At 72.1% G+C, this 13,676-nt stretch carries 11 protein-coding genes and 1 riboswitch; of the genes, 6 read left to right on the top strand and 5 right to left on the bottom strand.

What is annotated here, in order from left to right:
• Nucleotides 1–751 precede the first annotated feature (751 nt).
• The 3 genes from thyX to AB0C20_RS16770 are packed head-to-tail and all read left to right on the top strand — an operon-like array spanning nt 752 to nt 4,207.
• Nucleotides 752–1,492, top strand: coding sequence for an FAD-dependent thymidylate synthase (gene thyX, locus AB0C20_RS16760; RefSeq protein WP_091400425.1), 741 nt, complete (start codon nt 752–754; stop codon nt 1,490–1,492).
• 47 nt (nt 1,493–1,539) lie between these two features.
• Complete coding sequence (gene dapA, locus AB0C20_RS16765) at nt 1,540–2,466, top strand: 4-hydroxy-tetrahydrodipicolinate synthase (RefSeq protein ID WP_330440207.1); 927 nt, start codon at nt 1,540–1,542, stop codon at nt 2,464–2,466.
• Nucleotides 2,467–2,518: 52 nt separating this feature from the next.
• Nucleotides 2,519–4,207 carry a ribonuclease J gene (locus AB0C20_RS16770; RefSeq protein WP_357182976.1) on the top strand — a complete coding sequence of 563 codons (1,689 nt, stop codon included), beginning with the start codon at nt 2,519–2,521 and terminating at the stop codon, nt 4,205–4,207.
• A 79-nt stretch (nt 4,208–4,286) separates the two neighbouring features.
• Here AB0C20_RS16770 and AB0C20_RS16775 read toward each other — a convergent pair whose 3' ends face one another.
• The 3 genes from AB0C20_RS16775 to AB0C20_RS16785 form a co-directional block, all read right to left on the bottom strand.
• Nucleotides 4,287–5,357 carry an LPXTG cell wall anchor domain-containing protein gene (locus AB0C20_RS16775; RefSeq protein WP_357568310.1) on the bottom strand — a complete coding sequence of 357 codons (1,071 nt, stop codon included), beginning with the start codon at nt 5,355–5,357 and terminating at the stop codon, nt 4,287–4,289.
• Nucleotides 5,358–5,481: 124 nt separating this feature from the next.
• Nucleotides 5,482–7,044, bottom strand: a complete 1,563-nt coding sequence (locus AB0C20_RS16780; protein ID WP_357183165.1) for a YbjN domain-containing protein — start codon at nt 7,042–7,044, stop codon at nt 5,482–5,484.
• Between the two features lie 86 nt (nt 7,045–7,130).
• Nucleotides 7,131–7,610, bottom strand: a complete 480-nt coding sequence (locus AB0C20_RS16785; protein WP_357182970.1) for a YbjN domain-containing protein — start codon at nt 7,608–7,610, stop codon at nt 7,131–7,133.
• 113 nt (nt 7,611–7,723) lie between these two features.
• Between AB0C20_RS16785 and AB0C20_RS16790 the strand changes: the two genes are divergently transcribed.
• The gene (locus AB0C20_RS16790) at nt 7,724–10,186 is read left to right on the top strand and encodes a DNA translocase FtsK 4TM domain-containing protein (RefSeq protein ID WP_357182967.1); all 2,463 of its coding nucleotides are present in this window, start codon (nt 7,724–7,726) and stop codon (nt 10,184–10,186) included.
• A gap of 66 nt (nt 10,187–10,252) precedes the next feature.
• Here the strand turns inward: AB0C20_RS16790 and AB0C20_RS16795 are convergent, their stop codons facing one another.
• Together AB0C20_RS16795 and AB0C20_RS16800 are read right to left on the bottom strand one after the other, a co-directional pair.
• Nucleotides 10,253–10,498, bottom strand: coding sequence for a hypothetical protein (locus tag AB0C20_RS16795; RefSeq protein ID WP_357182964.1), 246 nt, complete (start codon nt 10,496–10,498; stop codon nt 10,253–10,255).
• Nucleotides 10,499–10,580: 82 nt separating this feature from the next.
• Nucleotides 10,581–10,895 (bottom strand): SMR family transporter, encoded by a 315-nt coding sequence (locus tag AB0C20_RS16800; protein WP_112586602.1) that lies wholly within the window; start codon nt 10,893–10,895, stop codon nt 10,581–10,583.
• A gap of 60 nt (nt 10,896–10,955) precedes the next feature.
• Nucleotides 10,956–11,026, bottom strand: a riboswitch (guanidine-III (ykkC-III) riboswitch).
• Nucleotides 11,027–11,118: 92 nt separating this feature from the next.
• Between AB0C20_RS16800 and AB0C20_RS16805 the strand changes: the two genes are divergently transcribed.
• Together AB0C20_RS16805 and rimO are read left to right on the top strand one after the other, a co-directional pair.
• Nucleotides 11,119–12,042, top strand: a complete 924-nt coding sequence (locus AB0C20_RS16805; protein ID WP_357182961.1) for an ornithine cyclodeaminase family protein — start codon at nt 11,119–11,121, stop codon at nt 12,040–12,042.
• An 80-nt stretch (nt 12,043–12,122) separates the two neighbouring features.
• The gene (gene rimO / locus AB0C20_RS16810) at nt 12,123–13,631 is read left to right on the top strand and encodes a 30S ribosomal protein S12 methylthiotransferase RimO (RefSeq protein ID WP_357568311.1); all 1,509 of its coding nucleotides are present in this window, start codon (nt 12,123–12,125) and stop codon (nt 13,629–13,631) included.
• Nucleotides 13,632–13,676 lie beyond the last annotated feature (45 nt).

The raw sequence follows: 13,676 nt of genomic DNA on the forward strand, positions 1-13,676 counted from the left end.
TCTGCGCCCGCTCCGCGGACGACAACCTCTGCCCCGGCATGACCCCTCATCCTGACGAGAATCCACCCCGTTGCAACAACCACTTGAGCCCAAGCGACCCGGAGACCCCGACTTTCAGGAAACCGAGTCGATCACCCACTGAGCAGCCGCACACCCGCGTGCGCGGCGCACGGTTGCCGACGCACCTCGCCCCAATATCGTGCTCGATCCTGGAAGTAGTGGTTTCGGGCGCGCCGGATGGCACTACCTCCAGGATGTTGCGTGATCTTGAGAGCGGAAGCGGCTGCTGAGCCGCTTGGACCGTTCGGGCTAGGGCCGTTCGGGGTTGGGTCGTTCGGGGCCGGATCGCTTGGGCTCGGGTCGCTTGGGCTCGGGCTGTTCGGACGCGGGTCGCTCGGGCGCGGGCGGCCTGGGTCGCTTGGGCTGCTCGGTCCGCTTGGCCCGCTCGAGTCGCTGGGGCACCTGAACGGCGCCCGGGCCTTGGTCGCCGGCTTTGGTGACCCATCCGCCAGGGCTGATGTCGCCAACGATTCAGCTCCAGAGGACGCCGACGGCACTGTCCGCCCCGGCCCCGTCGACGACGCCCGGACCCCGGACCCCGGACCCCGGACCCCGGACCCCGGACCCCCGACCCCGGCCAACGCCTTGGGCATCGGCGGGTTCGGCGTTGTCTGAGTGATCGACATTGCACGGGGCGCGCCTGAGTTGGGTCGGGCGGCACCCCACCACTAAAGTCCCAGGAATGCCGGACATGGTGCAGCCCCAGGTCAAGTTGATCGCGTGGACCCAATTCGCGGCCCCGGACGACGTGCCGTGGTCGACCGACGCGGAGGGCGGCCAGGCGCTCGCCGAGTTCGCCGGTCGGGCCTGCTACCAGTCGTGGAAGAAGCCGAACCCGGCGACCGCCACCAACGCCGGCTACCTGGCGCACATCCTCGAAGTGGGCCACCTGAGCGTGCTGGAGCACGGGTCGGTCACCTTCTACTTCACCGGGGTGTCCCGCTCCTTCACCCACGAGCTGATCCGGCACCGGCACTTCTCGTACTCCCAGCTGTCGCAGCGCTACGTCCCGGAGCGGGACGCGGCCATGGTCGAGCCGGCCGTCATCGCCGACGACCCGGAGCTGCACAAGAAGTTCGTGGAGGCCGCCGAGGCGAGCGTTCGGGCGTACACCGAGTTGTTGGAGGGCCTCGAGCAGCGCTTCTCCGACGAGCCCAACCCGACGCTGCGCCGTAAGCAGGCCCGGCAGGCTGCCCGCGCGGTGCTGCCCAACGCCACCGAGACCCGGATCGTGGTCTCCGGCAACTACCGGGCCTGGCGGCACTTCATCGCGATGCGGGCCACCGAGCACGCCGACGTGGAGATCCGTGAGCTGGCCGTGGAGTGCCTGCGCCAGCTCCAGGGGGTCGCCCCGAACGTGTTCGCCGACTTCGTGATCACCACGTTGCCGGACGGCACCGAAGTGGCGGCCAGCCCGCACGAGGCGTCCTGAGCCCTTCCCCGGCGGGCCTCGGCTGGTCGTCCGCTAGGTTGGAGGGTATGACGCACGACCACCTCGACGCCGCGGCCCGACCGGCGTCCCGCCCCTTCGGCCGGCTGCTCACAGCCATGGTGAGCCCGTTCACCCCCGACGGTTCCCTCGATCTCGACGGCGCCGCCCGGCTGGCGAGCCACCTGGTCGACGAGCAGGGCAACGACGCGCTGGTGGTCAATGGCACCACCGGCGAGTCGCCGACCACCACCGACGCGGAGAAGGAACACCTGATCCGGGCCGTGGTGGAGGCCGTCGGTGACCGCGCCAAGGTGGTCGCGGGCGTCGGCACCAACGACACCCGGCACACCATCGAGCTGGCCGCCGCCGCCGAGAAGGCGGGTGCGCACGGCCTGCTGGTGGTCACCCCGTACTACAACAAGCCGCCGCAGAGCGGGTTGCTGCGACACTTCACCGCGGTGGCCGATGCCACCGGCCTGCCGGTGATGCTGTACGACATTCCGCACCGCTCCGGCGTGCCGATCGACACCGAGACGTTGGTCCGGCTCGCCGAACACGGCCGGATCGTCGCGGTCAAGGACGCCAAGGGCGACCTGACCGCCACCAGCTGGGTCACCAGCCGCACCACCCTCGCCTTCTACAGCGGTGAGGACGCCCTCACCCTGCCGGCGCTGGCCGTCGGATGCGTGGGCGTGGTCGGCACCTCGACGCACTTCACCGGGGCGCTGACCGCACAGATGATCGAGGCGTACGACGCGGGGGACATGCCTACCGCGCTGGCCCTGCACCGGCGGCTGCTGCCGCTGTTCACCGGCATCTTCCGTACCCAGGGCACCATTCTGGTGAAGGCGGGCCTGGCGTCGCTGGGCCTGCCGGCCGGCCCGGTGCGACCCCCGCTCGTGGACGCCACCGACGACGAGATCGCCCAGCTGCGCGCGGACTTCGCGGCAGCGGGCCTGGAGCTGCCCGAATGAACGAACGACACGATGGACGTCGAGTAACGGCGTCGCAGAATGAGGTGGACGCGTGACCGAGGCGCACATCGAGGCGGAGCTACCCCCGCCGCTGCCGGAAGGCGGCCTGCGGATCATCCCGCTCGGCGGGCTCGGTGCCATCGGTCGGAACATGACCGTCTTCGAGTACGACGGCAAGTTGCTGATCGTCGACTGCGGGGTGTTGTTCCCCGACGTCGAGCAGCCGGGTGTGGATTTGATCCTGCCCGACTTCGGTCCGATCCTGGACCGGCTGGCCGACGTCCAGGCGATCGTGCTGACGCACGGTCACGAGGACCACATCGGCGCGGTGCCGTACCTGCTCGCCCACAAGCCCGACATCCCGCTGGTCGGCTCACAGTTCACCCTCGCCCTGGTCGAGGCGAAGTTGGCCGAGCGGCGGATCCAGCCGTACACGCTGACCGTGCGGGAGGGCGGCCGCGAGCGGCTCGGTCCGTTCGAGTGTGAGTTCTTCGCTGTCAACCACTCGATCCCGGACGCCCTCGCGGTGGCCATCCGCACCCCCGCCGGCCTGGTGCTGCACACCGGCGACTTCAAGATGGACCAGCTGCCGCTGGACGGCCGGATCACCGACCTGGCCGGTTTCGCCCGGCTCGGCGCCGAAGGCGTCGACCTGCTGCTGTCCGACTCCACCAACGCGGAGATCCCCGGTTTCGTCACCCCGGAGCGGGAGATCGGCCCGGTGCTCGACTCGATCTTCGCTAAGGCCAAGGGTCGGATCATCGTGGCCTCGTTCGCCTCGCACGTACACCGCGTGCAGCAGGTCTTCGACTCCGCCGCCGAGCACGGCCGCAAGGTCGCGCTGATCGGCCGGTCCATGGTCCGCAACATGGGCATCGCCCGGGACCTCGGCCTGCTCAACATCCCGGCCGGCCTGGTCATCAGCATCGACGAGGCGACCACGCTGCCGCCGGACGAGATCGTGCTGATGTCCACCGGTTCCCAGGGTGAGCCGATGAGCGCCCTGGGCCGGATGGCCAGCGGCGACCACCGGCACATCACCATCGCTCCCGGTGACACCGTCGTGCTGGCCTCGTCGCTGGTGCCGGGCAACGAGACCTCGGTCTACCGGGTGATCAACCGGCTCGCGCGGGCTGGCGCGGTGGTCGTGCACAAGGACGTGGCCAAGGTGCACGTCTCCGGGCACGCACCCGCCGGGGAACTGCTCTACCTGCTCAACGTGGTCCGGCCCAGCAACCTGATGCCGGTGCACGGCGAGTGGCGCCACCTGCGCGCCCACGCCCGGCTCGGCATCGACTCCGGGGTCGCCGCCGACCGGGTGGTGATCTGCGAGGACGGCGACGTGGTCGACCTGGTCGAGGGCCGCGCCAGCGTGGTGGGGCACGTGAAGAGCCGGTACGTCTACGTGGACGGCCTCGCCGTCGGTGACGTCAGCGAGTCGCTGCTCACCGAACGGCGGATCCTCGGTGACGGCGGTTTTATCGCCACCACGGTTGTCGTCGACTCGGTCACCGGCAAGGTGGTCGCCGGCCCGACGCTCTCCGCGAAGGGCTTCTCCGAGGACCCGGAGGCGTTCAACCCGGTGGTGCCGCTGGTCACCGAGGCGCTCAACCGGGCTGCGGCGGACGGCATCACCGACCCGCACCAGCTTCAGCAGATCGTCCGGCGGACAGTGGGGCGGTGGGTCAACGACAAGTACCGTCGTCGGCCGATGATCGTGCCCACCGTCGTCGAGGTCTGACCGCACGCGTCACGATGCCCGTCCGCACCTCGTGTGCGGACGGGCATCGTCGTCTCACGATTGGGCCCGCCGTTCTGGGTCAGTCGCGCTGGAGCCGGCGTCGCAGTAGCAGCAGTCCGCCGCCGAGGGTCAGCAGTGACACGCCGATCAGGCCGTACGCGACGGTGGTCGTGCCGGTGCGCGGCAGTTCCGTTGCCTCCGGGGCGGGCGTGGCCGGTGCCGTGGTCGCTGGCGGGGTCGGGTCGGCCGGTGGCGCGGTGGTGGCCTCGCCGCCTCCGGATCCGCCGCCGGTCAGGCGGAGCGTCACCGAGGTGTCCTGGTTGGTGTACCGGTTGGTGGGCGCGAGCCAGAGCCGAACGCTCTTCGTGCCGCCAGTGGCCGCCACCCGTACGTCGAAACTGTCGGTGGCGCCGTCCGCGAGGCGGCGCTCGCGCAGGATCTCGCAGCCCACACCGTTCATCCGGCCGCTGTCGGAGCACCCCGGTGCGGTCACCCGCACCCCGTCCGGGGTGGCGACGTTCAACGAGTACCCGCCGATGTCGAACGTGCCGGTGTTCGTGACGAGCACCCGGATGGTCGCGGCACCGTCGACGACCGGGCCGGCGGCGGCCCGTAGCCGCAGTGTCGTGGGGTCCGGCCAGTTGATCCGGAAGTCGGTGGGTCGGTCGGCGCGGCCGGTGGCGTCCTGACCGGCAACGGAACCCCACTCGGCCACCCCGAAGACCGGCTGCGCAGCCGATGAGGTCACCGTCAGGCGGTACGTCCGATCGCCCCCGGCGGGCAGTTCCGCGCCGCCGCAGACCCAGGTCCTCGTCGCACCGCCGCCGGCCCGGCAGCCGCCGCCAGCGGTCAGGTCGGCGTTCTGTGGCAGGCGGAGCACGAAGAAGCCCTTCGCCGCTGCCTCACCGTGGTTGACGACCTTGACCTCCAGCGGGCCCGACGGGTGCCACGGGTCGCCGCTGAGGAAGGCGATGTCGGCCCGTGCCAGGATCGTCGGTGCGGCGCTCCCGGCCGTCGTGCTCGGCGAGACGGTCGGCTTGGCAGGGGCGGCACCGGCAACGGTCGGGGCGGCGAGGGCGGACAGGGCGGCGAGGGCGGACAGGGCGAGTACGGCGGCACCGAGAATGCCGGACCGGAGCGGGCGGTTCATGACGACTCCCGAGGGGTTGCGGTGGGGCTGACGGCGATATCACCTCGGTGCCGTACTCCCGGTTGCGAGCTGTCGGATGTCGTGCAGTCGCGCGTCAACTGCAACCGTTGGCGCCTCTTGCGAATCAGGGCAGCGCGGCGACAGCCTCGGCGTACGCGATGCCGGTGGCGATGGCGGCGTCCATGAGGACCCGTAGCTGCGCCGGGGCGACCCCGTGCGCCAGGTCGGTGGCCACGTCGCCGGCCAGCACCAACTCGTCGCCGAGGTCGTGCGCGTACGCCTTGGGCAGCAGCCGGTCGTGGTTCCAGGCGTTGCAGAAGGCGTACGCCTCGGCGCGGCGGGCCGCCGGCAGCCGGCGGTTGGCCATGGCGCGGGCGTGCAGCACCTCGCCGCGCTCACCGGCCCGCCGGAACTGGATCACCGTCCCCTCCCAGTGGCCGACCACTGTCTCGCCCTCGTCCACCAGGTACCGGTCGCCGCGCCCGTCCAGGATCCCGGTGATCATGTCGAGGGAGAGCGCCGACAACTCGCGTTCGCCCAGCTCGGGCTCGGCGTCGGCCTGGACGTCGGCCCGGTCGGCGTCGGGCTCGTCGTCGCTGGGCAGCGGCACCGGCGCCGCGAGCGGGCGCTCGGCCAGCCAGGCGGCCATCCGTCCGGAGTGGTGCCCCGTGCCGTTGCGCGCGTCGAAGCTGCCGGCCAACTCGTTGGCAACCCCGAGCAGCAGCGCCCCGAGCGTGGCGACGTCCAACTCGGTGGCTGTTCGCTCGCCGTACGCCGGTCGGGGCATCGTCCGCCCGCCCAGCCCTGCGTCGGCGGCCAGCCCGCAGACCAGTGCCCCGGCGGCGGCGAACTCCATGGCGGCGAGATCGTCGGTCGGCTGGTCCAACCGGGGCAGCTGCTCGGCCAGAATGGCCAGGCCCCGCTCCAGGTGCCCGCCCAGCGCGCAGAACCGCAGGTGCGCGGCGAGGTGCGGGAACGCCGCGCGCTCCCGCCGGTGCCGGCGGTACGCCCGCACGTGCGCCGTCGCCGCCCGCGCTGGCTCGCCGGTGCGCAGTGCCGGCAGTAGACCGGCGACCAGGTTCCGCTCGGGCTGGTCGGTGCAGGACCGCGGGTCGCCGTCGGTTTCCCCGAGCTCGCTGACCGCCGCGTGCCACTCGCCCCAGCCGGCCAGCAGCTCGGCGCGCCGGGCGGAGGCGCAGCCCGGGCAGCCGCCGGCCGGGCCCGGCCGCTTTCCGGACCATCGCTCGTACCAGTGCCGGGCGGTGGGCTCGTCGCCCAGGTGATCGGCGATCCGGCAGTGCAGCTCCGCGACTGTCGGTGTGTCCGGACCATCAGCGCCGACGCGGTGGGCCAGGTCGTGCAGCAGGGACCGGGTCTGGTCCAGCCCGACCCGGGGGGTGCCGAGCAGCGCCTCCACCGCGTACCGCTGGTAGCGCAGCAGCAGCCCGGTCTCCGTCTCGGTGAGCAGGTCGGGCCGGTGGTCGGCGGCGGCCCGGCAGCGTCGAACCGGCTCGACCAGACGCCACCGCTCCCCGTGCAGCAGGTACGCCTCGATCAACGCGAACCGCGCGTCCATCCCGGACCGGACGTCGCCGGCCGCGTCGGCGCGCTCGGCGAGCCGCTCCAGGGCCACCTGCCGGGCCGGGCCGTCGGGGAGGTCCCGGGCCTCGGCGAGCGCGGTCTCCAGCGCCGGTACGCGGCCCCGCGCGAGGCGGTCACCGGAGCCGGTGCGTGGCGTGCCGGTGCGGCTGCCGGTGAACTCGTCCCGGCCGGTCACGACGGCACCGCGCCGGGCAGTCGGCGGACCGCCACGGCGAGCTGGCAACCGGTGGAGATGCCACAGTCGAGCAGTTGGTCGAGCTGGTGTGGGGTCACGCCGCGTTCCAGGTCGGCGATCACCTCTCCGTACACCCGGGCCCGACCGTCGTCGGCGACGTGGACGAACGCCTTGGGCCAGAGCCGGTCGTGGTTCCAGGAGTTGCAGAACGCGTAGAGGTCGGGCACCCGTTCGATGCCGAAGGTCGGATCGACCATGGTGCGGATCTGGAGCAGCTCGCCGTCCCCGCCGACGCGGAGGAACCAGATCAGGTTGTCGTCGAAGGTGCCCACCAGCTCGCCGTCCGGGGTCGGGCCGACGGAGCGGCCCCGGGCAGCGAGCACCGCGGCGACCAGTTCACCGGTCAGCGGACGCAGCGCGCCAGGGTGCCCGGCCAGCGGATCGTCCGGATCGCCTTCGATTCCCGGCGACGCCATGGGGCATCCCTTCTGAGGCGGATATCACGACCGGCGGTGGGGTTCGTGTTACGACGCGCGGACACGACCCGGAAAAGCGGGGATCTGCCCGGCCCCACCGTTACCGTGACTCTATGGCGGGCCGTACCTCTCAGGCGAGCCGGCGGCGCGGCGCGTCGCCGCGCGGTGGCACCAACAGTCGTGCCCGTCAACCGGCGAAGAAAACCACGCGGGCACCGGTACGACGTCGCACCACGCCGCCCCGGCCCGGCCCGGCGGTCTACGTCGGTCGTGCGGTGGGTGCACTGTGGATGGGGCTGGCGCACGGGATGGGCTGGGCGGTGCGGGCCGCTGGCCGGCAGGCCGCCTCGGCCCGCGACCTCGACCCGGAGCACCGCCGCGACGGTGCCGGGCTGCTCATGTTCGGGCTCGCCCTGCTCAGCGCCGTGGCGCTCTGGCTGTCCGGTGCGGGGCCGGTCGGCGCGCGACTGGCCGACACGATCCGGCTGTTCCTGGGCGCGATCTCGGTTGTCGTACCGGTGCTGCTGATGATCGGGGCGTGGCGGCTGATGCGTCAGCCGGCCGATCCGGAGCACCGGGGCCGTGGGTTGATCGGCTGGGGTTCGCTGCTGGTGTCGACCGCCGCGCTGCTCCAGATCGGTCAGGACCCGGTTGACCCACTGGAGCGTGACTTCGCCGGCGGTCTGGTCGGCGCGGGCGTCGGTGGGCTGCTGGAGCGGGCGGTGACCGCCTGGGTGGCGGTGCCGCTGCTCGTCCTGCTGCTGCTCTTCGGCCTGCTCGTGGTGACCGCGACGCCGATCAACAAGATCCCGGAGCGGCTGGGCCTGCTCGCCGGTGGGCTTGTCGGCGGCGCACCGGAGGTGGATGAGGAGGCGGACGAGGTCGCCGCCAAGCCGGCCCGCAAGCGACCGGCGAAGCGGATGCCCGCGCCACTGGACCCGGACGACTTCGAGGACCTGGACGGCGCGGACCTCCAGGAGACCATGGTGCTGCCGCGCAAGTCTCCGGCGAAGGTGCCGGCGAGCCGCAAGCCGTCGGTCGAGCCGCCGGAGCACTCGCCCGCCCCGACCCGGGCCGAGCAGCTCGCGTTGACCGGGCTGGCCGGTGACTACACCCTGCCGCCGGCCAACATGCTCAGTGCCGGGGCCGCCGCGAAGACCCGCAGCAAGGCCAACGACGAGGTGATCGCCGCGCTGACCGGCGTGTTCGACCAGTTCGACGTGGACGCCGCGGTCACCGGCTTCACCCGTGGCCCGACAGTCACCCGCTACGAGGTGGAGCTGGGGCACGGCGTCAAGGTCGAGCGGATCACCCAGCTGTCCCGCAACATCGCGTACGCGGTGAAGTCGCCGGACGTACGGATCCTCAGCCCGATCCCGGGCAAGAGCGCCGTGGGCGTGGAGATCCCGAACACCGACCCGGAGAACGTGGCCCTCGGCGACGTGCTGCGCTCGCGCGCGGCGACAAGCGACCACCACCCGATGGTCGTGGCGCTGGGCAAGGACATCGAGGGCGGCTACGTGGTGGCCAACCTCGCCAAGATGCCGCACATCCTGATCGCCGGCGCCACCGGCGCGGGCAAGTCGAGCTGTCTCAACACGCTGCTGGTGTCCATCCTCACCCGGGCCACCCCGGACGAGGTGCGGCTGCTGCTGATCGACCCGAAGCGGGTCGAGATGACCGGCTACGAGGGCATCCCGCACCTGGTCACCCCGATCGTGACGAACGCGAAGAAGGCGGCCGACTCGCTGGACTGGGTGGTCCGCGAGATGGACATGCGCTACGACGACCTCGCCGCAAACGGGGTCCGGCACATCGACGACTTCAACCGCAAGGTTCGCAGCGGCGAGATCAAGGCCCCGCCGGGCAGCGAACGCGAGATGCGTCCGTACCCGTACCTGTTGGTGATCGTGGACGAGCTGGCCGACCTGATGATGGTCGCGCCGCGCGACGTGGAGGACTCGGTCGTCCGGATCACCCAGCTGGCCCGGGCCGCCGGCATCCACCTGGTGCTGGCCACCCAGCGCCCCTCGGTCGACGTGGTGACCGGTCTGATCAAGGCGAACGTGCCGTCCCGGCTGGCGTTCGCCACGTCCTCTCTCGCGGACTCCCGGGTCATCCTCGACCAACCGGGCGCGGAGAAGCTGCTCGGCCGTGGTGACGGGCTCTTCCTGCCGATGGGCGCCTCCAAGCCGGTCCGGATCCAGGGCGCCTGGGTCACCGAGCGCGAGATCGCCGACGTGGTGAAGTTCTGCAAGGACCAGCGTGAGCCGGAGTTCCGCACTGACGTGCTGGCCCCGGCGCAGGAGAGCAAGAAGAAGATCGACGAGGACATCGGCGACGACCTGGACCTGTTGGTGCAGGCGGTGGAGCTGGTGGTCACCTCGCAGTTCGGCTCGACCTCGATGCTGCAACGCAAGCTGCGGGTCGGTTTCGCCAAGGCGGGCCGCCTGATGGACCTGATGGAGACCCGGGGGGTGGTCGGGCCGTCCGAGGGGTCGAAGGCGCGCGACGTGCTGGTCAAGCCGGACGAGCTGGACGAGGTCCTGACCGGCCTGCGCGGCGACGTGGACTGACCGACAGCCGACCCCGGACGCGCGACGGGCCCGCCGGAATCCGGCGGGCCCGCGACGGGGGAGTGGTCAGTTGTTGATCAGCGCGGTGAAGACCACCAGGCTGATTATCGCGGCGACGACGCTGGCCGCGGCGGCGTACCAACCCAGCGGCTTGTCACCGAGCACCGCGCCGACGACGCCCGCGATGACGCCGAGCACGCCGAAGATGATCGGGTTGAGCAGCAGGGCCAGGACCGCGAAGACGAAGCCCACGATGGTGAGGATGCGGGCGGCGTTGCTGCGGGGACGGGCGGTGCTCGGCATGTCGGCCATGTCTTCCTCCGGGTGAGAGCCTGTCGTGACGAATCGATCACTACCCACTGTGGGCGCTGGCCACGCCTACCGACGAAGCACCTCAGTGGAAGATCTTGAGACCGATCACGCCGGCGACGACCAGCAGGAGGCAGAGGATCCGGGGCAGGCTCGCCGACTCGCCGAGCGCCAGCATCCCGACCAGCGCGGTGCCGACCGCGCCGATGCCGACCCAGACCGCGTAGCCGGTGCCGACGGGGATGTCCCGGAGCGCGTACGACAGCCCGGCCATGCTCAGCAGCAGGGTCACCACGAACACCACGGACGGGACCAGCCGGCTGAAACCGGCGCTGCGGTCCAGGGCGATCGCCCAGGCCGTCTCCAACAGTCCCGAGATCACCAGTACGAGCCAGGCCATCGTTCACCTCACCGGAAGCGCCCGGGCTGCCGCGCCGGGACGAGTCGAGTCTGCACGTCACGCGGGGCGTCTTGGCCTGACCGGGTACGCCCACCACTCGTCCGGAGCGGCCACGAGCATCCGGCCGCCGATGCCGACGCTAGCACCGACCCCGGTGGTGGGGCGGTGACCACCACCACGGTCCGTTGACCTCTACCTGACTTCAACTTGCAGTATCGCCACCATGACCATGCTCTACGCCGACCCCGAGGTCGCCGCCGCGCTGGACGCCGCCACCACTGTCGACGCCATGCGCGCTGCCCTCCTGGCCGCGTACGAGGGACGCCTGATCGCGCCGCCCCGGGCCGCCGCACCGCTGGGCGGCGGGCGGATGGTGCTCACCGCCGGGCACCTGGTCGGCGAGTGGTACGGCTTCCGCTCGTACGACACCTTCGGTCACCCGCAGGGCGAGCAGTTGGTGGTGCTGCACGACGCACGGACCGGGGCGATCCGGGCGGTCGCCGTCGGCGAGGAGTTGGGCTCCCGTCGTACCGGGGGGTTGGGAGGCCTCGCTGTCGACGCGCTGGCGCGTCCCGACGCCGCCAGCCTCGGGGTGATCGGCTCCGGCCGACAGGCGTGGACCCAGGTCTGGGCCGCCGCAGCGGTCCGCCCGTTGCGCGAGGTGGTGGTGCACAGCCGCTCCGCCGCTCGCCGGGAGGCCTTCGCCGCTCGGGTCCGTGCCGAACTGGGCGTGCCGGCCCGTGCGGCGGCCGACCCGGGCTCGGCCGTGGCCGGACGGGACCTGGTGGTGCTGGCGACCACCAGCCCGACCCCGGTGCTCTGCGCCGCCGACCTCAGCCCCGGCACGCACGTCAACGCTGTCGGTTTCAAGCAGCGCGACCGCAGCGAGTTCGGCATCGACCTGCTGGACACCGCCGACCTGCTGGTCACCGATTCACCGGCCCAGGCGGCGGACTACCAGCCGCCGATGCTCGCGGCCACACCCCCGTACGCCGGGCGGTTGCGCGACCTGGGCGGCATCCTGGCCGGCGCGGTCCCCGGCCGGACCACAGCGGATCAGATCTCCGTCTTCTGCTCCACCGGCCTGGCCGGCACCGAGGTGTTCCTGCTCGACGCGCTGACCCGGGTTGGCGCCGAGGCACGCTGAGCGGAATGACGTTCGCCTCCGTGTCGACCGTCTCCGCAGCCCGCGTGCGCGGGGTTACCCGGCCGGCCCGGTACCCTCGGATGGTGTCTGCCACCTCTCCTTCTCCCGCTGACCACGCCGAGGGCCGTCGCGTCGCCCTGCTGACCCTGGGCTGTGCCCGCAACGAGGTCGACTCGGAGGAGCTGGCCGCCCGCCTGCACGCCGACGGCTGGCAGGTGACCACCGACGGCGAGGGCGCCGACGTGGTGGTCGTCAACACCTGCGGTTTCGTGGAGAAGGCCAAGCAGGACTCGATCCAGACCCTGCTCGCCGCCGCCGGAACAGGCGCCAAGGTGGTCGCCGCGGGCTGCATGGCCGAGCGGTACGGCCGGGAGTTGGCCGACAGTCTCCCCGAGGCCCAGGCGGTGCTGAGCTTCGACGACTACCCCGACATCGCCGCCCGGCTGAACGCCGTCGTCGCCGGCGAGCAGATCACCGCGCACACCCCACGGGACCGGCGCGAGCTGCTGCCGCTGACCCCGGTGCAGCGCCGCGACAGCAAGGTGTCGCTGCCCGGCCACGGCACTGTGAGCCGCACCGTCGTCGACACCGACGAGCACACCCCGGCACACCTGCGCCAGGTGTTGCGCCGGCGGCTCGACACCGGTCCGGTGGCCTCGCTGAAGCTGGCCAGCGGCTGCGACCGCCGCTGCGCGTTCTGTGCCATCCCGGCCTTCCGCGGGGCCTTCGTCTCGCGTACCCCGGACGAGCTGCTCGCCGAGGCGGAGTGGCTGGCCAAGACCGGCGTACGGGAGCTGGTGCTGGTCAGCGAGAACTCCACCTCGTACGGCAAGGACCTGGGTGACCCGCGTGCCCTGGAGAAGCTGCTGCCGCAGCTCGCCGCCGTGACCGGCATCGTCCGGGTGCGGGCCAGCTACCTTCAGCCGGCCGAGACCCGGCCCGGGCTGGTCGAGGCGATCGCCACCACCCCGGGCGTGGCACCGTACTTCGACCTGTCGTTCCAGCACTCCAGCGAGCCGGTGCTGCGTCGGATGCGGCGTTTCGGCTCCACCGACCGGTTCCTTGAGCTGCTGGCGAGTGCCCGCGCCCTGGCCCCGGACGCGGGCGCCCGGAGCAACTTCATCGTCGGTTTCCCCGGCGAGACCCGCGCCGACGTCGACGAGCTGGTCCGGTTCCTGACCGAGGCCCGGCTCGACGCGATCGGCATGTTCGACTACAGCGACGAGGACGGCACCGAGGCCGCGGGCCTGCCCGGCAAGGTCTCCGCTGCGACGATCAAGCGGCGCTACGACCGGCTCAGCGCCCTCGCCGACGAGCTCTGCTCGCAGCGGGCCGAAGACCGGCTCGGCTCGACAGTCGAGGTGCTTGTCGACTCGATCGAGGACGGCGTGGTGGAGGGCCGGGCGGCCCACCAGGCGCCGGAGGTGGACGGTTCCACCACCCTGGTCGCCCCGGCCGAGGGCGGGGTCGACCTGGCCGCGCTGCGCCCGGGCGATCTGGTGCGCGCAACGGTGACCGGCACCGAAGGGGTGGACCTCCTCGCTGTGCCGGATGAGATGATCTCGGCGGCGCCCGGCGCGGCACGGTGACGGCGGGCCCGAGCGGAGCGGGGGACCCAGGTGGTGCGGTGCCGG

The sequence above is a fragment of the Micromonospora sp. NPDC048843 genome, from assembly GCF_040649965.1.
Lineage (GTDB): Bacteria > Actinomycetota > Actinomycetes > Mycobacteriales > Micromonosporaceae > Micromonospora > Micromonospora hortensis.